The organism is Streptomyces niveus, from assembly GCF_001723055.1.
GTDB classification, from domain to species: domain Bacteria; phylum Actinomycetota; class Actinomycetes; order Streptomycetales; family Streptomycetaceae; genus Streptomyces; species Streptomyces niveus.
The window spans coordinates 11,940-35,703 of record NZ_MDCR01000013.1 but is presented as its reverse complement, the minus strand read 5'-3'; the positions used below and the strand labels follow the sequence as shown (position 1 = coordinate 35,703).

Annotated in this window: 20 protein-coding genes and 1 pseudogene; 7 read left to right on the top strand and 14 right to left on the bottom strand. The window is 70.4% G+C overall.

Going from position 1 to position 23,764, the window contains the following annotated elements; all coding sequences use genetic code 11:
* Nucleotides 1-8: 8 nt before the first annotated feature.
* The 7 genes and pseudogenes from BHU15_RS01965 to BHU15_RS01945 form a co-directional block, all read right to left on the bottom strand.
* Entirely contained in the window at nucleotides 9-881 is an 873-nt protein-coding gene (locus BHU15_RS01965) for an alpha/beta fold hydrolase (RefSeq protein ID WP_255293004.1), read from the bottom strand.
* A gap of 155 nt (nucleotides 882-1,036) precedes the next feature.
* Nucleotides 1,037-1,330, bottom strand: a complete 294-nt coding sequence (locus BHU15_RS39635) for a hypothetical protein (RefSeq protein ID WP_141726753.1) — start codon at nucleotides 1,328-1,330, stop codon at nucleotides 1,037-1,039.
* A gap of 46 nt (nucleotides 1,331-1,376) precedes the next feature.
* Nucleotides 1,377-1,714: pseudogene (locus BHU15_RS42245) on the bottom strand (transposase family protein); the annotation flags it as partial.
* A gap of 104 nt (nucleotides 1,715-1,818) precedes the next feature.
* A complete protein-coding gene (locus tag BHU15_RS01960; protein ID WP_069625559.1) occupies nucleotides 1,819-2,277 on the bottom strand; it encodes a hypothetical protein in 459 nt (152 codons plus the stop codon).
* 145 nt (nucleotides 2,278-2,422) lie between these two features.
* Nucleotides 2,423-3,640: a glucose-1-phosphate adenylyltransferase gene (gene glgC / locus BHU15_RS01955; protein ID WP_069625558.1), complete on the bottom strand. Its 1,218-nt coding sequence runs from the start codon at nucleotides 3,638-3,640 to the stop codon at nucleotides 2,423-2,425.
* 80 nt (nucleotides 3,641-3,720) lie between these two features.
* On the bottom strand, nucleotides 3,721-4,902 hold the full coding sequence (gene glgA, locus BHU15_RS01950) for a glycogen synthase (RefSeq protein ID WP_069625571.1): 1,182 nt from the start codon (nucleotides 4,900-4,902) through the stop codon (nucleotides 3,721-3,723).
* A gap of 41 nt (nucleotides 4,903-4,943) precedes the next feature.
* Nucleotides 4,944-5,717, bottom strand: coding sequence for a (2Fe-2S)-binding protein (locus BHU15_RS01945; protein WP_069625557.1), 774 nt, complete (start codon nucleotides 5,715-5,717; stop codon nucleotides 4,944-4,946).
* Nucleotides 5,718-5,952: 235 nt separating this feature from the next.
* On the opposite strand from BHU15_RS01945, the gene BHU15_RS01940 reads away from it, so the two are divergent.
* Nucleotides 5,953-7,083, top strand: a complete 1,131-nt coding sequence (locus BHU15_RS01940) for a DMT family transporter (RefSeq protein ID WP_141726752.1) — start codon at nucleotides 5,953-5,955, stop codon at nucleotides 7,081-7,083.
* On the opposite strand, the gene BHU15_RS01935 is transcribed toward BHU15_RS01940, so the two are convergent.
* The gene (locus tag BHU15_RS01935; protein ID WP_069625556.1) at nucleotides 6,964-8,253 is read right to left on the bottom strand and encodes a peptidoglycan DD-metalloendopeptidase family protein; all 1,290 of its coding nucleotides are present in this window, start codon (nucleotides 8,251-8,253) and stop codon (nucleotides 6,964-6,966) included. The genes BHU15_RS01940 and BHU15_RS01935 overlap by 120 nt on opposite strands.
* A gap of 254 nt (nucleotides 8,254-8,507) precedes the next feature.
* Between BHU15_RS01935 and BHU15_RS01930 the strand changes: the two genes are divergently transcribed.
* Together BHU15_RS01930 and BHU15_RS01925 are read left to right on the top strand one after the other, a co-directional pair.
* Nucleotides 8,508-11,030, top strand: coding sequence for a glycoside hydrolase family 3 C-terminal domain-containing protein (locus tag BHU15_RS01930; protein ID WP_069625555.1), 2,523 nt, complete (start codon nucleotides 8,508-8,510; stop codon nucleotides 11,028-11,030).
* A 16-nt stretch (nucleotides 11,031-11,046) separates the two neighbouring features.
* Nucleotides 11,047-12,177: a LacI family DNA-binding transcriptional regulator gene (locus BHU15_RS01925; protein ID WP_069625554.1), complete on the top strand. Its 1,131-nt coding sequence runs from the start codon at nucleotides 11,047-11,049 to the stop codon at nucleotides 12,175-12,177.
* Between the two features lie 93 nt (nucleotides 12,178-12,270).
* On the opposite strand, the gene BHU15_RS01920 is transcribed toward BHU15_RS01925, so the two are convergent.
* Nucleotides 12,271-13,575 (bottom strand): ROK family transcriptional regulator, encoded by a 1,305-nt coding sequence (locus tag BHU15_RS01920; RefSeq protein ID WP_079127813.1) that lies wholly within the window; start codon nucleotides 13,573-13,575, stop codon nucleotides 12,271-12,273.
* Nucleotides 13,576-13,715: 140 nt separating this feature from the next.
* Here BHU15_RS01920 and BHU15_RS01915 point away from each other — a divergent pair, with 140 nt between their 5' ends.
* From BHU15_RS01915 to BHU15_RS01900, 4 genes are read left to right on the top strand one after another with little or no spacing between them, the layout of a single operon-like run.
* On the top strand, nucleotides 13,716-15,032 hold the full coding sequence (locus BHU15_RS01915) for an ABC transporter substrate-binding protein (protein WP_023537087.1): 1,317 nt from the start codon (nucleotides 13,716-13,718) through the stop codon (nucleotides 15,030-15,032).
* Nucleotides 15,033-15,042: 10 nt separating this feature from the next.
* Nucleotides 15,043-16,053 (top strand): carbohydrate ABC transporter permease, encoded by a 1,011-nt coding sequence (locus BHU15_RS01910; protein WP_069625553.1) that lies wholly within the window; start codon nucleotides 15,043-15,045, stop codon nucleotides 16,051-16,053.
* On the top strand, nucleotides 16,043-16,921 hold the full coding sequence (locus BHU15_RS01905) for a carbohydrate ABC transporter permease (RefSeq protein ID WP_069625552.1): 879 nt from the start codon (nucleotides 16,043-16,045) through the stop codon (nucleotides 16,919-16,921). Before BHU15_RS01910 ends, BHU15_RS01905 begins: the two co-directional genes overlap by 11 nt.
* 44 nt (nucleotides 16,922-16,965) lie before the next feature.
* Entirely contained in the window at nucleotides 16,966-18,321 is a 1,356-nt protein-coding gene (locus tag BHU15_RS01900; protein ID WP_069625551.1) for a GH1 family beta-glucosidase, read from the top strand.
* Nucleotides 18,322-18,397: 76 nt separating this feature from the next.
* Here BHU15_RS01900 and BHU15_RS01895 read toward each other — a convergent pair whose 3' ends face one another.
* Genes BHU15_RS01895 through BHU15_RS01875 form a run of 5 tightly spaced genes read right to left on the bottom strand, consistent with a single transcriptional unit; the run spans nucleotide 18,398 to nucleotide 23,598 of the window.
* Complete coding sequence (locus tag BHU15_RS01895) at nucleotides 18,398-19,354, bottom strand: PfkB family carbohydrate kinase (protein WP_069625550.1); 957 nt, start codon at nucleotides 19,352-19,354, stop codon at nucleotides 18,398-18,400.
* Nucleotides 19,351-20,340, bottom strand: coding sequence for a zinc-dependent alcohol dehydrogenase family protein (locus BHU15_RS01890; protein ID WP_023537092.1), 990 nt, complete (start codon nucleotides 20,338-20,340; stop codon nucleotides 19,351-19,353). The genes BHU15_RS01895 and BHU15_RS01890 overlap by 4 nt, the downstream gene beginning before the upstream one ends.
* Nucleotides 20,337-21,263: a carbohydrate ABC transporter permease gene (locus BHU15_RS01885; RefSeq protein WP_079127812.1), complete on the bottom strand. Its 927-nt coding sequence runs from the start codon at nucleotides 21,261-21,263 to the stop codon at nucleotides 20,337-20,339. Before BHU15_RS01885 ends, BHU15_RS01890 begins: the two co-directional genes overlap by 4 nt.
* The gene (locus BHU15_RS01880) at nucleotides 21,260-22,243 is read right to left on the bottom strand and encodes a carbohydrate ABC transporter permease (RefSeq protein WP_069625549.1); all 984 of its coding nucleotides are present in this window, start codon (nucleotides 22,241-22,243) and stop codon (nucleotides 21,260-21,262) included. The genes BHU15_RS01885 and BHU15_RS01880 overlap by 4 nt, the downstream gene beginning before the upstream one ends.
* Nucleotides 22,240-23,598: an ABC transporter substrate-binding protein gene (locus BHU15_RS01875; protein WP_031228769.1), complete on the bottom strand. Its 1,359-nt coding sequence runs from the start codon at nucleotides 23,596-23,598 to the stop codon at nucleotides 22,240-22,242. The genes BHU15_RS01880 and BHU15_RS01875 overlap by 4 nt, the downstream gene beginning before the upstream one ends.
* Between the last annotated feature and the right edge of the window lie 166 nt (nucleotides 23,599-23,764).

Here is a 23,764-nt window from a genome sequence, read left to right as displayed (position 1 = left end):
TCCTTGCCCTACGAGGCTGTCCCGCAGCGGTCCCAGAAATCGACCAGGGCTGCGGCCGTCTCGTTCGGGAGGTGGACATTGGGTGAATGTCCACCTCCCGGCAGCGAGATGAGGTCAGCTCCCAGACGGTGTGCCATCTGTTCCACATCCTCCGGGGACCAAGTGGCGTCGGGTGAACCCGAGACAACGGCCTTGGCGAGGTCGATATCGGCCAGGCGTGTGGTGAGATCAGTTTCGCCGAGCATCTGGTCGGCCGCCGCCGTCAGGTGTTCCGGAGCGTTCGCGAGCCAGCGGCGGCGCAGGAACTCCTTTACTCCCACCGCCACATCGCTTTCCTGATTCTCGATGAATGGCCAGATCTCCGCCGGCGTCATGGACTCCAGCCCTGAGAGCAGCATCCGAAGCCGCTCCTGCTGTGCGGCGGAGACCGGTCCCGGACCGAAGTTCATCAAAGTGAGTGACGCCCACAGGGACGGGTCACCCAAGGTGTCGAGTACTGCCGCCCGGGCGATCAACCCACCGTAGGAGTGCCCCAGAAGGTGCACGGCACCCGTGTCGAGTTGCCTGGCGACAGCCACCACGTCGCGAGCGAGTTCGGACTTCGCGTACGAGGGCGCCGATGACGCCGTGCCGGTCTCGTACTGGCCGCGACCGTCCATGGCAAGAACGCGGTATCCCCCTCGGCTCAAGCCTGAAAGCACGGGGAGGAAGTCTTCCTTACTGCCCATGAATCCCGGCACGAGGAGCGCGGTCCCCCGGTACTGAACAGGATCCGCCGGTTCCGTGTCCAATACCGCGAAAACGCCACGAGACGTACGCAGACGTCGAGTTCGCGCATTGGAAGGCTTATCGAGGGTCAGCAACTGGCTCACGCAGAGCATCATACGGCGGTGATCACCGTGCCCGGAGCACGTCTCGGACCTCGGCTCCGACCACGGATCGGACCGACCGCCGTCGGTCGTCGGTCCTCTCGCCTCAGAGGCCCTAACACAATGAGACCGTGTCACCAGCAGGCGACGCACTGGGGGCGGTCTTCTCACAGGAGAATTCTGAAACGTCTCTCTGGTCCGGTGACAGTCGCCAGGTAGACGCGAGCTGTTCCTGCGGCTTGAAGTCTGACCACGGCTTCGGCCAGTCCGGGCCGAGGTGTGACGCCTGTGTCGAGCATGACTTCACGCCGCCACGACCAGATGCCCCAGAGCTGTCGCGCAGAAGCCGTTTCATTCAGAAAGACCTCGAAGTTCGCGCCTGCTTCCAGTTCGGCCAGAGCTGCGCGCGAGGAGACGCTGCTGTCCCGGGACAGCGCGGAGCGCAGGGCATCTCGGTTCATGCGACCAGTTTGCCGGGTCGGTGTGTCGATGTGGGGCGAGTGCCCGTCAGGTCAGGGCCAGCGCCTGGCGGTGAGTGATCAGGCAGCAGGCGAGCTTGAGAAAGGCTTCATGGATGTCGGCCCGTCGCTCCCAGCGGACACGGAGTCGTTGACGGGAGCATCCGGCAGGCCCAGACCTGATCTCGGTAGGTGTCGTGGTCATAGCCTCGGTCGGCGAAGACCGGCTGGGGCTTGCGACGGGCCTGTCTGCAGCCCCCTGTTAGCCCTGACATGGCTGGAGTCGACGACCGTTCTCGACCAGTCGAGTCTGGCGGCGGCGTTCAACTCGGCCAGCAGCACTTCGTAAAGCTGTTGCCAGACGCCGGCCTCGTTCCAGTCCCGCAGGTCATTCGACACGATCCACGGCGAAGCCCCCATGGCTCAGAGAACACCGAAGTCCACGCGGACACGATCACCAGGACCGATCCACCTCATTGCGTGAGGCGTTCCTACTCCTCGCCCGCAGCGCGGGGTGTGGGAAGTTCCCTGGCAGGTCTGCGCAGATGCCATCCACCGACGATTCCCGTGACTCGCCACACGGTCGTCTCCCGGTCGCGCTGTTCCTGCCGCCGTGTCTCCCACGAGAGGATTCGCCGGCCGTACAGTTCCTGCCCCAATTCATTGATCTCGCTCTCCAACTCCTGGAGATAGAGACCGATACGCTGGATCGCCTTGTTGCTGTCGCGCAGATATCCGACGGACCCGATGATCACCACCGCCACGACGAGGAACCGCCACGGGCCGAGTTCTCCGCCCCACGTCGCGGTGATGGCGGTGATCGCAGCGGCGTAGCCCGCCATCTGCTGTCTCGCGTTGATCCTCTGCGTGACCTCGTTACGTAAGGTGTCGTACTCTTTCATCCGCAGATCGATTACCGCGCGCTTCAATTCCTGCGTTTCCTCGGCCATCGCTTCTCCCGTGATCGGTTAAGATCCCCGCCCCGGGAGTCTTCCGCGATTACCGACGGGCCCAATCAAACTTGAGCAACATTTGCGCCTGGCGGGCCGAGTTGGGCCACCGGCCACCTCGGCTAAGACCTTCAGGTGACAGCCGTCAGATAACGACCTGGCCCTTGCCCAGCGCGATCACCCCGTTCTTCGAGACCGTGTACAGCTCCTCGTCCCGCCCCGGGTTGACTCCGATCGTCGCGCCCGGTGGGACGTCGACGTTCTTGTCGAGGATCGAGCCGCGGACCACCGCGCCGCGGCCCACCCGTACGTTGTCGTGCAGTACCGAGCCCTGGACCACCGCGCCCTCCTCGATCACCACGCCCGGCGACAGCACCGAGCGTGTCACCTGGCCACGGATGACGCAGCCGGGGCCCACTATCGACTCGCTCGCGATGCCGCCCGCCACGAAACGCGCCGGCGGGAGTTGGCCGGCGTGGGTGTAGATGGGCCAGCGTCTGTTGTCGAGGTTGAACTCGGGCTGGTGCGAGATCAGGTCCATGTGCGCGTCGTAGTACGAGTCGAGCGTGCCCACGTCGCGCCAGTAGCCGTGTTCGCGCGGGGTCTCGCCCGGGACGTGGTTGTCGTCGAAGTCGTAGACCTGCGCCATGCCCTGCTCGGTGAGCATCGGCAGGATCGAGCCGCCCATGTCGTGGACCGACGACTCGTCCTCGGCGTCCCGGTGCAGCGCGTCCACCAGGATCTTCGTGGTGAAGAGGTAGTTGCCCATCGAGGCGAACACCCGCTCGGGGTCGCCCGGCAGGCCCGGCACGTCGGTCGGCTTCTCCTGGAAGCGGTCGACGCGGGTGCCGTCCGGGCCCGGTGTGATGATCCCGAACGACGACGCCTCGACGCGCGGCACCCTGATGCCCGCGACCGTGACCCCCGCACCGCTCTCGATGTGCCGCCGCAGCATCTGCCGCGGGTCCATGCGGTAGACGTGGTCCGCGCCGAACACCGCGATGTAGTCCGGCTGTTCGTCGTGGACGAGGTTGAGGGACTGGAGGATCGCGTCCGCGCTGCCGAGATACCAGCGCGGTCCTAGCCGCTGCTGGGCGGGCACCGGTGTCACGTAGTTCCCGAGGAGGCTGGACATCCGCCAGGTCGTGCTCACATGGCGGTCCAGCGAATGCGACTTGTACTGCGTCAGCACGCAGTTGCGCATGATGTCGCCGTTGACGAGATTCGACAGGACGAAGTCGACCAGGCGGTACGTGCCGCCGAAGGTCACCGCCGGTTTCGCGCGGTCGGCCGTCAGCGGCATCAGCCGCTTGCCTTCCCCGCCCGCCAGCACGATCCCGAGCACCGAGGGTCCACCGCGCATCGCCGCTCCTTTGTTCGCGACCTCTCACCGGCCGTCGGGATCCATCTACCCGGTACGGCTCGTCCGGATCCACCCCGCCGCTACCTGGACTTGAGCAGCTCCTCGTACACCTCGTACGTACGCCGCGCCACCCGGTCCCAGCCGAACTCGCGCACCGCCCGGTCCCGGCCCGCCGCCCCCATCGCCGCCGCCGACTCCGGATCGTCCAGGACCCGGTTGAGCGTCTCGGTGAGGGCCGTCTCGAAGTCCTCCGGGTGCCGCTCGTCGTACGGCACCAGCAGGCCCGTACCGCCGTCGTCGACGACCTCCGGGATTCCGCCGACCGCCGACGCGACGACCGCCGTGCCGCAGGCCATCGCCTCCAGGTTCACGATGCCCAGCGGTTCGTACACCGAGGGGCAGGCGAACACGGCCGCGTGGCTGAGCAGTTGGACCACCTCGGGGCGCGGCAGCATCTCGGGGATCCAGAACACCCCGTCGCGGCTGCCGCTCAGCTCGTCCACCAGCTCGCGGAACTCGGCGCCGATCTCCGGGGTGTCGGGCGCGCCCGCGCAGAGCACGAGCTGGGCCTCGGGATCCAGGGCGCGGGCCGCGCGCAGCAGGTGCGGGACGCCCTTCTGCCGGGTGATACGGCCGACGAACAGCACGAACGGGCGGTCGGGGTCGACGCCGATCCGCTCCAGCACGTCGGTGCCGTGGTCCGGGCGGTAGAGCCGGGTGTCGATGCCGTTGTGGATGACCCGCACACGGTCCGGGTCGAGCGAGGGGTAGCAGTCGAGGATGTCGGCGCGCATGCCGCGCGAGACGGCGACGACGGCGTCGGCGGCCTCCATCGCGGAGCGCTCGGCCCAGCCGGACAACTCGTACCCGCCGCCGAGCTGTTCGGCCTTCCAGGGCCGCAGCGGCTCCAGCGAATGGGCGGTCATCACGTGCGGGATGCCGTAGAGCATCTTGGAGACATGGCCGGCGAGCGCCGCGTACCAGGTGTGCGAGTGGATCAGGTCGCTGCCCGCCACGGCGGCGGCCATCGCGAGATCGACGGAGAAGGTGCGCAGCGCGTCGTTGGCGCCTTCGAATCCGGCGGCGGCCCGGTGCCGTACGACACCGAGGGCGCGCTCCTCGGCGCTGCTCCCGTCCTCGCCCCAGCAGTGCACCCGCAGATCGGTCAGCTCACGCAACTCACGTGCCAGGAACTCGACATGGACGCCCGCGCCTCCGTACACATCCGGCGGGTACTCCCTGGTCAGCAGCCCGACCTTCACGCCATACCCCCGTCGCCCGGTGATCTCGGCCATGTTCATGGTCACCCGGAAACCTCTCCCGGGGAAGAGCGTGACGGCGGCCGGTCGAACACGCAGTCCCCGCAGAGGCCGCCCGACGGGCAACGGTAGTAGAGGCAGCAGCTGCGGCGCCGGAACGTGCCGTCCCCCGGGACACCGGTGGCGCGCAGGTCGGGGTGGGTGAGGAGCACCGCGCCGAGGGCGTCGGCCCGCTCGCCCACCTCCGGCCGGCCGGCCCGCCGGCTCCAGACGCGCAGTTCGCGTACGGCGCCCGCGAGGGCCGAGCCGGCGTTGCCCCACAGCAGGCGTGGCGCGATGGGGCCGTCGGCGCGCAGGGCCGCCGCCAGGGGTACGAGGTGACCGAACTGGACCACCTCGCGGACCGCCCCGGCGAGGGCGGTAACGGGAGGACGCGCGGCGGCGCCGGCCGTCGTCGGGACGGCGCGCGGGCCGGGCAGCAGGAGATCGTCGGGCGAGGTGCGGTGGGGGTTCCAGTACAGCCGCGCGGGTTCCAGGTCCAGGACCTCGCCGTGCAGCGCGGCCGAGCCCAGGGCGAGGGACCAGAGCCGGGCGGCCAGTCCCAGCTGAGCGATGGACGCGGCGACCCGGCGCTCGGGGGCGCCGAGCTTCTCGGCGACCGTGTCGACACGCGCCGACAGCGGTGCGATGTCGCCCGCGTAGATCGCCGCGAACGGAACGTACGCGCCGCCGTGCGCCCCCCGTGCCGCGGGCCCGTCGGGCGCCTCCGTACGCAGGGCGAAGAACCCGCCCACCGATCCGACCTCCGCGAGATCCATCCGCCCTCCCTCTCCCGACTCCCCGATCCGGCACCGAACGTCACTGTCCGTAACGTGCGGTGGTCGCGATACGTGCCCGGACCGAGGCACGGCCTCCACCGCACGGCTCCACCCACGGGCGGGGGCTACCGCCAGGGGAATGACTCGGGTCCTCCGGATGTACTACTACAGCAGTACGTCGTATTGCCGTCTTCAGGACGACGACGAATCGCACCAGGCGAGAGATCGTGGACATATGAGTGCACTCGCGCTGTCCGTGCTGCTGTCACTGGTCTCCGCGGTCGCGTACGCGGCCGGGGCGATCCTTCAGGAGCACGTCGCGGCAGACACGCCCGCCCGCCCCTACGCGCCCCTGCACCACGGCGTGTGGTGGGCCGCTGTGGCGTTGAACGGGGCCGGCGCGCTGCTGCATGTCGTCGCGCTGGCGTACGGCCCGCTCAGCCTCGTACAGCCGCTCGGTGCACTGACCATCGTCTTCGCGCTGCCGATGGCGGCCGTCTTCGTCCGCCGCAAGGCGGGCGCCGCCGCCTGGCGCGGCGCGCTCCTGGCGACGCTGGGACTGGCCGGACTGCTCGCGCTGACCGGCTCCGCGGGCTCCCACTCGCTGAGCTCGGGCGAGCGCATGGTCGTGGCCGGGGCCACCGCCGGTGTGGTCGCTCTGCTCTTCCTGACCGCGCAGGCCGTGCGCCGGCCGGCCGTGCGCAGTGTGCTGCTGGCCGCGTCGGCCGGTGTCGCCTTCGGTATCGCCTCGGTGTTCACCAAGACCGTCGCCGTCGACTGGACCGAGGGCACCTTCGGCGGTCAGGTGCCGAGCCTGCTGGTCATAGCCGTCCTGGCCGTGTCCGGTCTGCTGCTGTCGCAGGCCTCCTACCGAGGCGCGGGGCTCGCCGCCCCGCTGGCCACGGTCACGGTCGTGAATCCGGTGGTCGCCGCAGCGGTCGGCCTCACTCTCTTCGGCGAGGGATTCCGGTACGGCCTGACGGGCGGGCTGCTCGCCCTCGGCTTCGGCGTGGTGACCGCGGGCGGACTGGTCCTGCTGACGACGGAGCGGCTGGCCGCGCAGACCAAGGGCGCCGTCGCCGGGCCCGCCGCGCAGGCCACGGCCCCCGCGCCGGCCCCGGGGACGCCCGGCGCGACGATCGCGCGCCGACAGCGCCCCCCGGTGCGTCCCGCGTGGCACCTGACCGCGTGCCGGGGATCGCACAGGACCGAGCACAAGCGCCACATCCTGCGCCGGACCGTCCGCTCAGATACGGACTCCGCCCGCTCTGAGGTAGGAGACGGGGTCGATGTCGGAGCCGTAGCCGGGGCCCGTTCGCATCTCGAAGTGGAGGTGCGGTCCCGTGCTGTTTCCGGTCGATCCTGACCGCGCGATGCGCTGGCCCGCGTTCACCTTCTGACCGTCACGCACGTTGAGCGCGGACAGGTGCGCGTACTGGCTGTACTTGCCGTCCCCGTGCCGGATGACGACCTGATAGCCGTAGCTGCCCTCCCAGCCCGCCGACACGACCGTGCCGCCCGCCACGGCCTTCACCGATGTGCCGGTGGGGACGGGGAAGTCGACGCCCGTGTGGTAGCCGCTGGCCCAGGAGCCGGCCTTGCGGTACGGGGTGCCGGTGCCCGCGCTGACCGGGGCGCTGAAGCCGGACGACTGCTTGGGCTTCTCGGCCGTCTTCGGCTTCGAGACCTGCTTGGGCTGCTGCTTGGGCTCTTCCTTCGGCTTCTCCGCCTGCGGCTTCGGCTTGGGCTTCTCGGCCTGCTTGGACGGCTCCGCCTTCGCGGCCGGCTTCTTCGCCGCCTCCTTCTTGGGAGGGGCGGGCGCCTCGGCGGCGGGCTTGTCCTTCGCGGGGGCCGGCACATGCAGGACGAGCTTCTGCCCGGGGAAGATCAGGTCCGGGTCGCTGCCGACGACCTGGCGGTTCTGCTCGTACAGCCGCTGCCAGCCGCCCCGTACCTCCTGGGAGGCGGCGATGCCGGAGAGCGAGTCGCCTCCGGCCACGGTGTAGCCCTCGCGCTCGGTCGGCACGGACGTGGGCGACGCGGCCTTCTTGGGATCGCTCCGCGGGGGGCTCTGCGTGGTCTTCACGCTCTGCGCGCTCTTGGTGTTCTGCGCGGTGTCGCTCGCCTGCCGCGCCGGTGACACGTCGGGGGCGTCGCCGCCGCGCGTGAGGCCGGCCTTGACGGAGCAGCTCGGCCACGCCTGGGGGCCCTGGCCCTTGAGGACCTTCTCGGCGATGGCGATCTGCTGGTCCTTGGTGGCGAGGTCGGCGCGCGCCGCGTACTGCCCGCCGCCGTACGCCTCCCACGTGGACTGGCTGAACTGGAGCCCGCCGTAGTACCTGTTGCCGGTGTTGATCTGCCAGTTGTTCGAGGACTCGCAGGCGGCGACCTTCTCCCAGGTGCTCACAGGGGCCGCGTTCACCGTGCCCGCCCCGATGAGTGGCAGCGCGATGCCCGCGCCGCCCGCCGTGACGGTGAGCGAGGCGCGGTTGATACGGCTGGGCTGGTATCTGCGGTGGCGACCGGTTGCGGCCATGATCTCGGCTCCCCCACTGGCAGGTAAGGACGTATGGGACACGTCGCAATCGGTCAACTTAGGGCAGTCGCATGTGCAATGACAAGGGCTCACTTCCGGGGCCCGCGCGGCCCGTATGCGCCCGCCGTGCCTCTCCCGTGTCCTTCCCGCGCGTCGTCGCAGCCCACAGGTCGGCATTGACAGGTCGCGCACCGTCCGGCGAATCTGGGGCGAGTTGACGGGAGAGCGCTCTCCAACAGGATTGAAGGGGCGGTATGGCCGAGGACGAGACCGAGCGGGACGAGACCGAGCGACTGCTGGAGAAGCTCGACATCGGGCAGAAGGTCCGTCTGCTGACGGGCGCCAGCAACTGGCGTACGTACGGCGAACCGGCCGTCGGGCTGCGTCCTCTCACGATGTCCGACGGACCCGCCGGGGTGCGCGGCGAGGCGTGGGACGAGCGGCGCACCTCGCTCGTCCTGCCGTCGCCGACCGCACTCGCGGCCTCCTGGGACGGGGAGTTGGTCCGGGAGCTGGGCGGACTGCTGGCCGCCGAGGCGCGCCGCAAGGGTGTCCAGGTGCTGCTCGCCCCCACCCTGAATCTGCACCGGTCGCCGCTGGGCGGGCGGCACTTCGAGTGCTTCTCCGAGGACCCGCTGCTGACCGCGCGTACGGGCGTCGCCTTCGTGACGGGCGTGCAGGAGGGCGGGGTGGCGGCCACGGCCAAGCACTTCGTGGCCAACGACGCGGAGACCGACCGGCTGCGCGTGGATGTCACCGTGGACGAGCGGACGCTGCGCGAGCTTTATCTGGCCCCGTTCGAGGCGGCGGTGGACGCCGGTGTGTGGGCGGTGATGTCGGCGTACAACAAGGTCAACGGCGTGACGATGTCGGCCAGTGAGCTGCTGGAGCGGCCGTTGAAGGAGTGCGGGAGCGGCTGGGGTTTCGACGGGCTGGTCGTCTCCGACTGGGGGGCGGTGCGCTCCCTGCTCGACACGGCGCGCTCGGGCCAGGACCTGGCGATGCCGGGCCCGGAGGGTCCGTGGGCGGCGGGGCTGCTCGGCGCCGTGGCGTCCGGCCTGGTCGACGAGGCGCGGATCGACGACAAGGTACGACGCCTGCTGCGGCTCGCCCGGCGGGTGGGCGCCCTGGGCGAACCGGGCCCGGCCGGAGGGCCGTTGGGCCCGGCCGCCGACGGACCGGCCCTGCTGCGACGCGCCGTCGCCGCCGGCACGGTCCTGCTGCGCAACGACGGTGGTGTACTGCCGCTGGATGCCGCGCGGCTGCGGCGCGTCGCCGTCGTCGGCCCGCACGCCACGGCCGTCCGGATCCAGGGCGGCGGCAGCGCCGAGGTGTTCCCGTCCTCCGTGGTGACGCCGCTGGAGGGCGTCGAGGCGGCGCTGCGGGAGGCGGCCGGTGCCGGGACCCGCGCCGAGGTTACGTACACGCCCGGCCTGCCGCCGTACACCCGGCCGCGCCCGCTCGACCCGGCCTGGACACGTGATCCGCGCGACGGCCGGCCGGGTGTGCTCGTACGGCTGCTGGACGCCGAAGACACCGAACTGCACTCCGAGCACCGGCTGTCGGGCCGCATCGTGGAACCGGCCCGCGTCGCGGGCGCCGTCACCGTGGAGATCCGCGCCCTCGTCCGCCCGGCGGAGAGCGGGAGTTGGACGCTGGGGGTGGGCGGCTGGGGGCTCGTCTCGCTGACCGTGGACGGCCGGACGCTGCTGTCCGGCGAGTTCCCGCTCGACAGCGACGACCCGACGCGCGTACATGTCTCGCCGCCCTACCGGTGCGCGGAGGCGGAGTTGACCGAGGGCGTGGAGGTGGAGGTGGTCGCGCGGCGGCGGCTGGACCCCGGCACGGGGATCGCGACGCTGCTGGCCGCCGCCCCGCCGCCGGGGGACGCGCGGGCGGCCCTCGACGCCGCCGTGGCCGCCGCGCGGGCCGCCGATGTCGCCGTCGTCGTGGTGGGCACGACGGAGGAGAGCGAGTCCGAGGGCCGCGACCGGGAGTCGCTGGCGCTGCCCGACGGGCAGGACGCGCTCGTACGGGCGGTGGCCCGCGCCAATCCGCGCACGGTGGTGCTGGTGAACTCGGGCGGGCCGGTCGCGCTCCCCTGGCACCGTGACGTACCCGCGCTGCTGCTCGCCTGGTTCCCCGGACAGGAGGCCGGACACGGCCTGGCCGACGTACTGTTCGGCCACGCCGAGCCCGGCGGGCGGCTGCCGACGACCTGGGCGGTGGCCCAGGAGGACGTCCCGGTCCTCGACACCCGGCCGCGCGAGGGCCGTCTTCCTTACGAGGAGGGCGTCCACATCGGCCACCGGGCGTGGCTGCGCGCCGGGGCGGAGCCGGCGTACTGGTTCGGGCACGGGCTCGGCTACACGACGTGGGAGTACGTGGGGATGGAGGCGCCCGGCACCGTGCCGGGGTCCGGCGAGCCAGTCGACGTACGCGTACGGCTGCGCAACACCGGTGCGCGCAGGGGCCGCGAGGTGGTCCAGGTCTATCTCGCCCGGACGGACACGGCGGTCGACCGCCCGGTGCGGGCGCTCGCGGGTTACGCGGCGGTGGAGGCCGGTCCCGGCGAGGAGGCGGTGGCGACCGTACGGCTCGCGGCGCGGGCGCCGGCGCACTGGTCGACGGAGCGCGGGCTCTGGGAGACGGAGCCGGGCACGTTCACGCTCCTGGCGGGGTCCTCGGCGGGAGAGCTGCCGTTGCGGACGACGTTCACGGTGCCGGCGACGGGGCCGCTCAGCGCGGGTCCGTCGATGGAGAGCGCTCTCCGCTGATGCTATAAATGCGCTCATGACGGAGGATGCACGAGCGGTCGGCGCGCCCACGCTGGAGGACGTCGCCAAGGCGGCCGGAGTCTCGCGTGCCACCGTCTCGCGCGTCATCAACGGCGTGCGCAACGTCGACCCGGTGATCCAGGCGGCCGTACGGGACGCGGTGGCCGTCACGGGTTACACGCCGAACCGCGCGGCCCGCTCGCTGGTCACCCGCAAGGCCGACTCGATCGCCCTCGTGGTGTCGGGCGCCGGGGACGATCCGCCGCCGGTCGCCGCGACGGCGGGGCCCGCCGAGGCCACGGGGAGCCGTGTAGGCGACGGGCGGAGCGCCGGGTTCGACGGCGGCGTGGGCTCCTTCATGACCGACGTCTTCGCCGACCCGTTCTTCGGGCGGGTGGTGACCGGTGTCGTCAACTTCCTGCGCCCGCAGGGGATTCACCCGGTGCTGATGTTCGCCGAGACCTCGCGCGCGCGGGACGAGGTGGTGTCGTACCTCCGTCAGGGCAGCGCCGACGGCGCGCTGGTCGTCTCGACGCACGCCGAGGACCCGCTGCCCGCGCTGATCACGGACGCCGGTCTGCCCGCCGTGCTGTACGCGCGCCCTGCCCGTCCGGTACGAATCAGCTACGTCGACCTCGCCCACCAGGACGGCGCCCGGCTGGCCGCCGAGCATCTGCTCGCCCGGGGCTGCCGCCGGATCGCGACGATCGCGGGCCCGCTGGACGTACCCGCGGGGCAGGACCGGCTGACGGGCTTCCGGGACACGATGGCCCGGCACGGGCATCCGTACGTCCCGGTCGCCGGGGGCGAGTTCACCGAGGAGAGCGGCGCGGCGGCGATGGAGCTGCTGCTCGCCGAACAGCCGGACCTGGACGGGGTGTTCGCGGCGAACGACCTGATGGCCGTGGGCGCGTGCCGGGTGCTGCGCGAGCGCGGGCGGCGGGTGCCTGACGATGTCGCGGTGATCGGCTTCGACGACAGCCGGGCGGCGGCGTCCTGCCGCCCGCCGCTGACGACGGTGCGGCAGCCGGTGGAGGACATGGCGGCGGAGATGTCCCGCCTGCTGCTGGACCGCCTGTCCCGCCCGGACCGCCCGGTGACCTCGGTCATCTTCGAACCCACCCTGATCCTCCGCGCCTCGGCCTGACCGGCCGGGTCCTGTCCTCAATCGCCGGACGGGCTGGGTATGCCCGCGAGTTCGGCCACTCCAGCCTGTCCGGCGTTCGAGGACAGGGACCGGCTACGTCGGCGCCGGCGCCCATCGAGGGGGTGGCGCGTTGTCCGGTGGCGGCGGCAGCGGGCGTGTCCCCCCGCGTGCCAGGAAGTCCGTCAGCGGGAGCGTCGCCGCGCCGACCGTGACCGCGTCCGGGCCCAGGCGGCCCAGTTCCACCGTCGCCCGGGCGCCCGTGTGGCGCAGCGCGTACTCGCGGGCGTAGCGGCGGATGTCCGGCAGCAGGTGGGGGCCGATCTGGAGGCCGGCCCAGCCGCCGAGCAGGACCCGTTCGGGCAGGAACAGGTTGATGAGGTCGGCGACGGCCGCACCCAGGCACTCCGCCGTCTCGTCGAGCAGGGAGACCGCGACCGGGTCGGGCGCGGGGCCGCCGGGCGGGGGGAAGGCCGCTGTCAGCAGGGCCGCGAGGGCCGTCTCGTCGTCGGTGTCGGCGGGCAGCGGGCCGCCCGCCTCCTGCCAGCGTTCGCGCATCGCCTCGGCGCCCGCGTACGCCTCCAGGCAGCCGATGGAGCCGCAGCGGCAGCGGCGGCCCCTCAACTGCACGGTGGTGTGGCCCCATTCGAGGGCGCTGCTGCGCTGGTTCTCGTCGAGCGTGCCGTCTTCGCCGCCGTGAAGCACGCTGGCGCCGACTCCGGAGCCGATGAGGGCGATCGCGGCGGTGCCGGTGCCCCGGCCGCCGCCGAACCACATCTCTGCCTGGCCCAGGGTCTTGGCGCCGTTGTCGATGAAGAGGGGGACTTCGGCGGGTACGTCGACGGCGGCGCGCAGCAGTCTCTCGAAGGGTACGGCGGCCCAGCCCATGGTCTGTCCGTGCACGACGGCGCCCTCGGGGCCGTCGCGTTCGATGATGCCGGGGACGCCGATGCCGATGCCGAGGAGTTCGCGGGGGTCGGCCCCGGCGTCCCGCAGGACGTGGGCGACGCCGGTGCGTACGTGCGCGACGATGCGTTCGACGTCGTGGCCGTGCTGGGCCAAGAGCCGTTCGGTGCGGGCGAGTTCGGTCAGGGACAGGTCGAAGAGTTCGACGCGGACGCGGGTCTCCCCGATGTCGATGCCGATCAGGAGCGCGCCGCCGGGAGCGACGCGCAGCAGCGTGCGCGGCCTGCCGCCGTCGGAGTCGACCACTCCGGCCTCCTCCAGGAGGCGTTCGGCGGCGAGTTCGGTGACGACGTTGCTGATGGAACCTGAACTCAGGCCGGTCGCCGGGCCGAGCTCCTGACGGCTCAAGGGGCCGTCGAAATACAACCGTTGCAACACCCTCGCCCGGTTGCCCCGGCGCAGGTCACGCACTGTTCTTCTGTCCCGTTCGGCCATGGTGCTCCTTCCCAGCAGGCAACATACCCCGGTCCCAGACCTTGACGCGACCTTCCCTCACCTCTTAAATCACGACATAAATTAAGCCGTGAGGCAGCGTTCGACTCTCGAACACAGCCACCCCGGAAAGGGGCCACCCCATGCGCAGAATCAGAGCCGCAGCAGTCATCACCCTCGCCACCGCGCTCGCCGCCGGCGTCACCGGATGCGGTGGCGGTACCTCCACCGACGAGGGCGGCGGCAACGACTCACCGAAGACGCTCACCTACTGGGCGTCCAACCAGGGCCCCAACATCGAGGCCGACAAGAAGATCCTCACTCCCGAGCTGAAGAAGTTCGAGAAGGAGACGGGGATCAAGGTCAAGCTCGAAGTGGTCCCGTGGTCCGACCTGCTGACCCGGATCCTGGCCGCCACCACCTCCGGGCAGGGCCCGGACGTACTGAACATCGGCAACACGTGGTCCGCCTCGCTCCAGGCGACCGGCGCGCTGCTGCCGTGGGACGACAAGAACTTCGAGGCGATAGGCGGCCGGGACCGCTTCGTCGACTCGGCCGTCGCCTCCGCCGGCGCCGACGGTCAGCCGCCGGCCGCCGTGCCGCTGTACTCACTCGCGTACGCGCTCTACTACAACAAGCAGATGTTCGCGGACGCCGGCATCGACGGTCCGCCCGCCACCTGGGACGAGCTGGTCGCCGACGGCAAGAAGCTGTCCAAGGACGGCAAGTGGGCGCTGGGCGCCGAGGGCGGCAATCTGTCCAACAACATCCACCAGGTCTTCGCGCTCGGCCAGCAGCACGGCGACAACTTCTTCGACGCGTCCGGCAAGCCGACGTTCACCACCGACGGCAACGTGGCCGCCGTCAAGCAGTACGTCGACTTCATGGCCAAGGACAAGATCATCGCTCCGGGCAACGCGGAGTACGCGCAGAACCAGTCGCTGACCGACTTCGCCAAGGGCCGGACGGCGATGGTTCTCTGGCAGGCCGCCGCGTCGACGTTCGCCTCGCAGGGCATGAAGCCCGAGGACTGGGGCGCCGCGCCCGTACCCGTGCCCTCCGGCGCGCCCGGCACCGGCAAGCAGGTCAACTCGATGGTCGCCGGTATCAACATCGCCGTCTTCAAGAACACCAAGAACCTCGAAGGCGCCAAGAAGTTCGTCAAGTTCATGACGAGCGACGCCGAGCAGAAGCTGCTGAACAAGACCTACGGTTCCATCCCGCCCGTCGCCGCCGCCCAGGCCGACCCCGCGTTCGCCGCGCCCGATCTGAAGGTCCTGCGCGACACCCTCGCGAACAGCGCGGCGCCGCTCCCCCAGGTGCCGGAGGAGTCGCAGTTCGAGACCGCCGTCGGCACCGCCGTGAAGGACCTGTGGGCGGACGCCGCCTCAGGGACCCCCGTGACCACCGAGTCCGTCAAGAAGCGGCTGGACAAGGCCCAGCAGCAGATGCAGCAGTGAGGCACCGCCCATGACGTCCACCGTGACTCCCCCCGTACAGAAATCGGGCAGCGGTGCGGACCAGGGCGGCGGGGATGCGCGGCGAAGACGACTGCCGCGCCTCCCCGACCGCGTCCGCCAGGGCGGTCTGCCCTATCTGCTGCTGCTCCCGGCCGTCCTGCTCGAACTGCTCGTGCACATCGTCCCGATGGTGATCGGGATCGTCATGAGCTTCCGCGAACTGACGCAGTTCTACATCAACAACTGGGGCAAGGCGCCGTGGCGGGCGTTCGACAACTACAAGATCGCCGTCGACTTCGACGCCCCGCTCGGCGAGGCGCTGCTCCACTCCTTCTACGTCACCTGTGTCTTCACGGTCATCACGGTCGGTCTGTCCTGGCTGTTCGGCATGGCCGCCGCCGTCATGCTCCAGGAGAACTTCCGGGGCCGGGGCCTGCTGCGCGGCATCTTCCTCACGCCGTACGCGCTGCCGGTGTACGCCGCCGTCATCACCTGGGCGTTCATGTTCCAGCGCGACAACGGCATGATCAACCACGTCCTGCACGACCAGCTCGGGCTCACCGACGAGCCGTCCTTCTGGCTGATCGGCGACAACAGCTTCATCGCGCTCGTCGTCGTCGCGGTCTGGAAATCCTGGCCGTTCGCCTTCCTGATGCTGATGGCGGGGCTCCAGAACATCCCGCGCGAGCTGTACGAGGCGGCGTCCATCGACGGCGCGGGCGTCTGGCAGCAGATCCGCAAGATCACGCTGCCGTCGCTGCGGCCGGTCAACCAGGTGCTGGTGCTGGTGCTGTTCCTGTGGACGTTCAACGACTTCAACACGCCGTACGTCCTGTTCGGCGACTCGGCGCCGGAGGCGGCCGATCTCATCTCGATCCATATCTACCAGTCGTCGTTCGTCACCTGGAACTTCGGTACGGGCTCCGCGATGTCCGTCCTGCTGCTGCTCTTCCTGCTGCTGGTGACGGCGGTCTATCTGGTGGCCACCTCGCGCGGAAGGAAGGGCTCCGGTGCCGTCTAAGGCCCTGGCCGGCAAGGCCAGATCTCCCCTCGCCCCACCGGCGTCCTTCCGCTGGACGCGCCGGATCATCCTGGCGTTCCTCACCGCCTTCGCCCTGCTGCCCGTATATGTGATGGTCAGCAGTTCGCTGAAGCCGCTGGAGGACGTGACGGGCAAGTTCCAGTGGATCCCGTCCGAGATCACCGTCCGCCCGTACTTCGACATCTGGGACACCGTCCCGCTCGCGCACTACTTCATGAACTCGCTGATCGTGGCGGGCGCGGCGACGGTCCTGTCGGTGACGATCGCGGTGTTCTCGGCGTACGCCGTGAGCCGCTACCGGTTCCGGGGCAAGCGCGTCTTCACCGTCACGGTGCTCTCCACACAGATGTTCCCGGGCATCCTCTTCCTGCTGCCGCTGTTCCTGATCTTCGTCAACATCGGCAACAGCACCGGCGTCGCCCTGTACGGGTCACGCGGCGGGCTCATCCTCACCTATCTGACCTTCTCGCTGCCCTTCTCCATCTGGATGCTGATCGGGTACTTCGACTCCATCCCGAAGGATCTGGACGAGGCGGCGATGGTGGACGGCTGCGGCCCGTTCGGCGCGCTGTTCCGGGTGGTCGTGCCGGCCGCGGTCCCCGGCATCGTGGCCGTCTCCGTCTACGCGTTCATGACGGCCTGGGGTGAAGTGCTCTTCGCGTCCGTCATGACGAACGACGAGACCCGCACGCTCGCCGTGGGTCTCCAAGGCTACGCCACCCAGAACGACGTGTACTGGAACCAGATCATGGCGGCCTCGCTCGTCGTGAGCGTCCCCGTCGTCGCCGGATTCCTCCTTCTCCAGCGCTATCTCGTCGCCGGTCTGACGGCGGGAGCGGTGAAATGACGGATCGCCGGAACAGCCACACCCCCTCCCCGGAAAGGCAGTCAGTGAACGAACTCAACGCCCTCCCCCACGACTTCCTCTGGGGCGTCGCCACCGCCGCCTACCAGATCGAGGGCGCCGTCGCCGAGGACGGCCGCTCCCCCTCGATCTGGGACACCTTCTCCCACACCCCCGGCAAGGTCGACAACGGCGACACCGGGGACATCGCCTGCGACCACTACCACCGGGTGCCCGAGGACATCGCCCTGATGAAGCGGCTCGGCGCCGGCGCGTACCGCTTCTCGCTCGCCTGGCCGCGCGTCGTGCCCGGCGGCGACGGGCCGGTCAACGAGGCCGGGATCGGCTTCTACGACCGGCTGGTGGACAGCCTCCTAGAGGCGGGCATCACGCCGTTCGCCACGCTCTACCACTGGGACCTCCCCCAGACGCTCCAGGACCGCGGCGGCTGGCCTGCCCGCGAGACGGCCGAGCACTTCGCCGCGTACGCCTCCGTCGTCGCCGAGCGCCTGGGCGACCGTGTGAAGGACTGGGCCACCCTCAACGAGCCGCTGTGTTCCGCGTGGATCGGCCATCTGGAGGGCCGGATGGCGCCGGGGCTCACCGATCTCAAGGCCGCGGTGCGCGCCTCGTACCATCTGCACCTCGGTCACGGGCTCGCCGTCCAGGCGATCCGCGCGGCCTCGTCCGACGCCCGGATCGGCATCGTCAACAACCTCAGCCCGGTCGAGGCGGCCACCGACCGGGAGGCCGACCGGGCCGCGGCGGTACGGGCCGACGGCCACACCAACCGCTGGTGGCTGGACCCGATCCACGGGCGCGGCTACCCGCAGGACATGGTCGACCTGTACGGGGTGGAGCTGCCCGAGCGCCCCGGCGACCTGGAGACCATCGCCGCGCCGCTGGACTGGCTGGGGCTCAACTACTACTTCCGCCAGGTCGTCGCCGACGACCCGGCCGGGCCCGCGCCGTACGCCAAGCAGGTCTATCTGCCGGGCGTACGGCACACCGGCATGGACTGGGAGGTGCACGCGGACGGTCTGGAGGATCTGCTGCTGCGGCTGACCCGGGAGTACGGCGCGCGGCGCGTGTACGTCACCGAGAACGGGTCGGCCTACCCGGACGTCCTGCGGGACGACGGCACGGTGGACGACCCGGAGCGCACCCGCTATCTGGAGGAGCATCTGGAGGCGTGCGCGCGGGCCGTCGCCAAGGGGGTGCCGCTCGCCGGGTACTTCGCGTGGTCGCTGCTGGACAACTTCGAGTGGGCCTACGGCTACGACAAGCGGTTCGGCCTCGTCCATGTCGACTACGCGTCGCAGCGGCGGACGATCAAGTCGAGCGGGTACCGGTACGCCGAGATCATCCGGCAGTTGGCGGACCGGAGGCGCAAGGCCGCGTGAGCCATGAAGGCCCGCGACCGGCAGTGGTCAACTCCACTGCCGGTCACGGGCGTTGCGGTACCTAACTGACGCAGCGTCAGACGGGCGCCGGGAGGGACGGCTCGGTGCCGGCCTGCCCGACCACGGAGGCGGCCACCCCCGAGGCGAAGCCCAGCATGTCCTGGAGCAGCGTTGGGGTGAACTCCGGCAGCCGGCCGCCGCGAACGCCGCGTGGGACCAGCCAGGTGATCACGGCCGCCGTGAAGGCGTCACCCGCGCCGATGGTGTTGACCACCTCGACCGGCGTGGCGGGCACGGACACCGGTTCGGCGCAGTCGGCCGAGTAGGCCGTACTCCCCCGCGATCCCCTGGTCAGGACCACCAGCCGGCCGTCGGCGGCCAGCCTGCGGCAGGTCTCGTCGGGTGTCGCGTCCGGCCACAGGGCCGCCAGGTCCTCGTCGCTGGCCTTCACGACCCGGCCCAGCTCGCACAGTTCGCGCAGGCGGCGGCCGCCGTCCGCGGCGTCGAGCGTGCGGTCGTCGCGCACGTTCGGGTCCACGACCAGCAGCGGGCCGCCGGCCGCCGCCGCGCGCGCCGTGACCGCCACGGCCGAGGCCGCCGGTTCGACGACGGCGGCGAGACCGCCCGCGTACACGGCGGCGAAGCGCTCGACGTCCATGCGTCCGGGCAGTTGGAAGGTCGCCGTGGACTGGAGGTGGAAGTGGTAGCCGGTGCCGTCGGGGCCCGGGTCGGCGACGGCCAGCGCCGTGGGGAGGTCCGGCCGGGCGCAGAGGCCCAGCTCGACTCCCGCCGACAGCAGCCGCCGCTCGATCGACCGGGCGAACCCGTCGTTCCCGAGGGCGCCGGCGAACCAGCTCGGCGTGGCCAGCCGGGCCAGCCCGGTCGCCACGTTCGCGGGGGCGCCGCCGGGCTGGGCCAGGTGCGCCTCCGCCTCGTCGCCGGTGGGCACCAGGTCGATCAGCGCCTCACCCAGCACCAGGACGGCGCCGGGCCCCGGCAGGGGGTCCGGCGCCGCGCCGGGAGCGTCGGTCACGGCTCCACCACGATCTTGCGGCCCTGGCCCGCCTTGAACTTCTCGATGGCGTCCGGATACTGCTCCAGCGGCAGCCGGTCGCTGATGAACACCGCGGGGTCCAGGACCCCGCTGGCGAACAGCGCGGCGGCCCGCTCGTAGCTGTGCAGCACCGCCATCGAGCCGGTGATGGTGATCTCCTGGTTGTAGATCTTGTACGGCTCGATGACCGCCGTCGTCGCGTAGTCGGAGACCCCGAACTGAAGGAACGTTCCGCCCTTGGCGACCCGGCCGAGGCCGTCCTGGATGGCGCCCGCGTTGCCGGTCGCGTCGATGACGAAGTCCCAGCCGCCCGGCCGCTCGAACTCCTCGGCCGAGGCGGCGGCGCGGGAGCAGCCGAGCTTGGACGCGGTGGCCAGACGTTCGGGATTGATGTCCAGCATGTCGACGCCGGCGGCGCCGGTGCGCTTGGCCAGCTCCAGCATCATCAGGCCCATCGTGCCCGACCCGTAGATCAGCACCTCGGCGCCGAGCGTGCTGCTGAGCACGTCGTAACCGCGTACGGCGCAGGACAGCGGCTCGATGAGGGCCGCGTCCCGTACGTCGATGTGGTCCGGGAGCTTGACGCAGTTGGCCACGGGCGCCACGGCGAACTCGGCGGCGCCGCCCGGGACCGAGACCCCGATCGCGTTCCACCGGTCGCAGAGATTGCCGCGCCCGGCCCGGCAGTAGCGGCACTCGTGGCAGTACAGGGACGGGTCGACGGCGACCTTGTCGCCCACCGCCAGCTCCGTGACCTCCGAACCGAGCCCCACGACCTCGCCGGCGAACTCGTGGCCGGGCAGGATCGGCAGGGTCGGCGCGAACTCGCCCTGGAGGATGTGCAGATCGGTGCCACAGATGCCGCAGGAAGCGACGGACACGACGACGTCGCGCGGGCCCGGGGTGGGGTCGGGGACCGTGGTGACGGACACCTTGCCGACACCTTCGACGATCGCTGCCCTCATTTGACGGCTCCAAGAGAAAGGCCCTGGACGAGCTTGTCCTGGGCGGCGAAGCCGGCGGCGAGCACCGGCAGGGACACGACGACGGACGCGGCGCACAGCTGGGCGAGGAAGAGGCCCTGGCTGGTGACGAATCCGGTCAGGAAGACGGGCGCGGTCTGAGCTGTCACGCCGGTCAGGACCCGGGCGAAGAGCAGTTCGTTCCAGCTGAAGATGAAGCAGATCAGCGCGGTGGCCGCGATGCCGGGGGCGGCGACGGGCGCCACGACCCGGATCAGGACGGTGGGCAGCCGGGCGCCGTCCACCTGGGCGGCCTCGATGATGGAGACCGGCACGTCCGCGAGGAAGGACTGCATCATCCAGACCGCGATCGGCAGATTCATCGAGGTGTAGAGGATGACGAGCAGCCAGATGTTGTCCAGCATCCCCACGTTCTTGGCGAAGAGATACACCGGCAGCAGTCCGGCGACGACCGGCAGCATCTTCGTGGAGAGGAAGAAGAACATCACGTCCGTCCATTTGCGGACGGGCTTGATGGACAGCGCGTACGCCGCCGGGAGCGCCAGCACCAGGACGAACAGGGTCGAGAACAGCGACGCCGTCACCGAGTTGATGAGCGGCGGCCAGGGGCTCGCCCCGCCACCGGCGCCGAAGAAGTCGCTGTAGTTCTCGAAGGTGAGCGGCGCCGTGAGGGACGGCGGGTTGGTCGCGGCGTCCGACTCCGAGTGCAGGGACGTGAGGAACATCCACAGCGCGGGGAAGCAGAAGACGACACCGACCACCCAGGCCAGCAGGCCGAGCGCGGTGGAGCGCCGCTTGGCGCGCCGGGCCGCGGGGCCGTACTTGTCCTGGTGCTGTGCGGGCTTGCCCGCCTTGCCGGGGGTGCCCGGGGTGCCGGCGGTCTTCGGTGCGGAGAGTGTGCTCATGAGCGCCCTGCCTCCTCACTGAAGAGGGACGAGACGACGCGCAGGGCGAAGGTCGCGATCACGATGGTGCCGATCACGACGACCACGCCTGCGGCGGAGGCCAGTCCGTACTCGTGAGCCTGGTAGAAGGTCTGGTAGATGGTGTAGGGGAGGTTGGCGGTGCCGAGCCCGCCCGCGGTGATGGTGAACACGGCGTCGAAGTTCTGCACGATGTAGATCGAGCCGAGCAGGACGCCGAGTTCGAGGTAGCGGCGCAGATGCGGCAGGGTCAGGAAGGCGAACATCTGCCAGGCGTTCGCGCCGTCGAGGCGCGCCGCCTCCATCATGTCGATGGGCCTGCTCTGCAGCCCGGCCAGCAGGATGAGCATCATGAACGGTGTCCACTGCCAGATGAGGGACGCCTCGACGGCGAGCAGCGGCATGTCCGAGATCCAGTCGGGCTGCGACGCGTTCTCCACGCCGAACAGCCCGGTGAACCAGGCCCAACCACCGTTCAGCAGGCCGTACTCGGGGTTGTAGAGCACGTGCTTCCACAGCAGCGCCGCCGAGACGGGCACCAGCAGGAACGGGGTGATGAGCAGCGTACGGACCAGTCCGCGGCCCATGAACTTACGGTCGAGCAGCAGCGCGAGCAGCAGCCCGAACACGACGCTGGCGATCACCACGGTCGCGGTGAGCAGCATCGTCGTGAAGACCGATTCCCGCAGGTCCGCGTCGCTGAACACGGAGCCGTAGTTGGAGAGCCCGGAGAAGCTGCGGGCGTCCGGGTTGAGCGAGTTCCAGTCGAACAGCGAGATGAACAGCGTTGCCACGAACGGGAGTTGCGTGACGGCGATCAGGAAGATGAGAGCCGGCAGAAGGGGGGCCCGGGTCGCCCAGGCGCGAGCCCGGCCCGACCGGGGTCCCGCCGGGGGGCGGGACTTGGCCGGTGGGGACGGGTCCGGCGGGGCCGCCGGCGCGTCGCTGACGGAAGTGCTCACCGGTACTCCTCGGCTACCTTCTCGGCCAGCTTCTGGGAGGCCTCAAGGGCGTCGTCGACCGACTGACGGCCGGCGATGGCCGCGCTGATCTCCTGCGAGACCTTCGTGCCGAGGTCGGTGAACTCGGGGATGCCCACGAACTGGATGCCGACGGTCGGGCGGGGCTGGGTGCCGGGGTCGCGCGGGTTGGCGCTGGAGATCGCCTCCGAGGTGACGTCGGCGAACGCGCCCGCCTCCTTGCGGTAGTCGGCGTTCATGTAGGTCGACGCGCGCTTGCCGGCCGGGACGTTGGCCCAGCCGATCTCCTTGCCGACCAGCTCCTCGTACTCCTTGCTGGACGCCCAGGAGATGAACTTCCAGGCGCTCTCGGTGTTCTTGGACGCCTTCTGCATGCCCCAGGCCCAGGTGTAGAGCCAGCCGGAGCTGTCCGTCTTGTCGACCGGCGCGGGTACGTAGCCGATCTTGCCCTTGACCGGGGAGTCCTTGGCCTCCAGCGAGCCGGCGCCCGCGGTGGCGTCGTACCACATGGACGTCTTGCCCTGCGTCATGTTGTTGAGGCACTCGGCGTAACCGGCCTGCGGGGCGCCCGCCTCGCCGTGCTCACGCACCAGGTCGACGTAGAACTTGGTGGCCTTCTTGAACTCGGGCGAGGTCAGCTGCGCCTTCCAGTCCTCGGTGAACCAGGTGCCGCCCATGGTGTTGACGACGGTCGTGAGCGGCGCGATGACCTCGCCCCAGCCCGGCAGACCGCGCAGACAGATCCCCTTCATGCCCTTCTCGGCGCCGTCGGTCTTGGCGGCGAGGTCGGCGACCTCCTGCCAGGTGGGGTTGTCGGGCATCTTCAGGTTCTTCTGCTCGAAGACGTCCTTGCGGTACATGAGGAAGGACGACTCGCCGTAGAACGGCTGGCCGTAGAGCTTGCCGTCCTCGGCCGTCAGCGACTCCTGGAGCGGCTTGAGGATGTCGCCCTGGTCGAACGCCTTGTCGGCCTGCGCGTACTCGTCGAGCTGGTGCAGCCAGCCGTTCTTCGCGAAGAAGGGGACCTCGAAGTTGCTGATGGTCGCGACGTCGTACTGGCCGGCCTGGTTGGAGAAGTCCTGGCTGATCTTGTCGCGTACGTCGTTCTCCGGCAGCACCGAGAAGTTGACCTTGATGCCGGTGTCCTTGGTGAAGTTCGCGGCGGTCAGCTTCTGGAGCTCGACCATCTGCGGGTTGTTCACCATCAGCACGTTGATCGTGTCACCGCCGTCGGAGGCGGTGCCTCCGGCGCCGCTGCATCCGGCGAGGAGTGCCGTCAAGGCCGCTCCCGCGCCCACACGTACGCCTATTCCACGTCGTCGCTGCTGGAGGGCCATGAGTAATCTCCTGATCATTCGGTGGCGGTTCGTCTGCCGGCTGATGGCTGGTGACTGAGGGGGGTGGAAAGCTTTTCGGGGGTGTCGTGGGGTGTCGCGGGGTGTTCGTGAGGTGGCATGGAGTGTCGTGAGGGCGTCGTGGGCCGTACGGGTCCCGCCCCCTGGC

Bases quoted from the DNA above. Each gene is read 5' to 3' on its own strand.
- BHU15_RS01965 (WP_255293004.1), bottom strand. From the start codon at position 881: ATGCTCTGCGTGAGCCAGTTGCTGACCCTCGATAAGCCTTCCAATGCG.
- BHU15_RS39635 (WP_141726753.1), bottom strand. From the start codon at position 1,330: ATGAACCGAGATGCCCTGCGCTCCGCGCTGTCCCGGGACAGCAGCGTC.
- BHU15_RS01960 (WP_069625559.1), bottom strand. From the start codon at position 2,277: ATGGCCGAGGAAACGCAGGAATTGAAGCGCGCGGTAATCGATCTGCGG.
- glgC (WP_069625558.1), bottom strand. From the start codon at position 3,640: ATGCGCGGTGGACCCTCGGTGCTCGGGATCGTGCTGGCGGGCGGGGAA.
- BHU15_RS01945 (WP_069625557.1), bottom strand. From the start codon at position 5,717: ATGGATCTCGCGGAGGTCGGATCGGTGGGCGGGTTCTTCGCCCTGCGT.
- BHU15_RS01940 (WP_141726752.1), top strand. From the start codon at position 5,953: ATGAGTGCACTCGCGCTGTCCGTGCTGCTGTCACTGGTCTCCGCGGTC.
- BHU15_RS01935 (WP_069625556.1), bottom strand. From the start codon at position 8,253: ATGGCCGCAACCGGTCGCCACCGCAGATACCAGCCCAGCCGTATCAAC.
- BHU15_RS01930 (WP_069625555.1), top strand. From the start codon at position 8,508: ATGGCCGAGGACGAGACCGAGCGGGACGAGACCGAGCGACTGCTGGAG.
- BHU15_RS01925 (WP_069625554.1), top strand. From the start codon at position 11,047: ATGACGGAGGATGCACGAGCGGTCGGCGCGCCCACGCTGGAGGACGTC.
- BHU15_RS01920 (WP_079127813.1), bottom strand. From the start codon at position 13,575: ATGGCCGAACGGGACAGAAGAACAGTGCGTGACCTGCGCCGGGGCAAC.
- BHU15_RS01915 (WP_023537087.1), top strand. From the start codon at position 13,716: ATGCGCAGAATCAGAGCCGCAGCAGTCATCACCCTCGCCACCGCGCTC.
- BHU15_RS01910 (WP_069625553.1), top strand. From the start codon at position 15,043: ATGACGTCCACCGTGACTCCCCCCGTACAGAAATCGGGCAGCGGTGCG.
- BHU15_RS01890 (WP_023537092.1), bottom strand. From the start codon at position 20,340: ATGAGGGCAGCGATCGTCGAAGGTGTCGGCAAGGTGTCCGTCACCACG.
- BHU15_RS01885 (WP_079127812.1), bottom strand. From the start codon at position 21,263: ATGAGCACACTCTCCGCACCGAAGACCGCCGGCACCCCGGGCACCCCC.
- BHU15_RS01875 (WP_031228769.1), bottom strand. From the start codon at position 23,598: ATGGCCCTCCAGCAGCGACGACGTGGAATAGGCGTACGTGTGGGCGCG.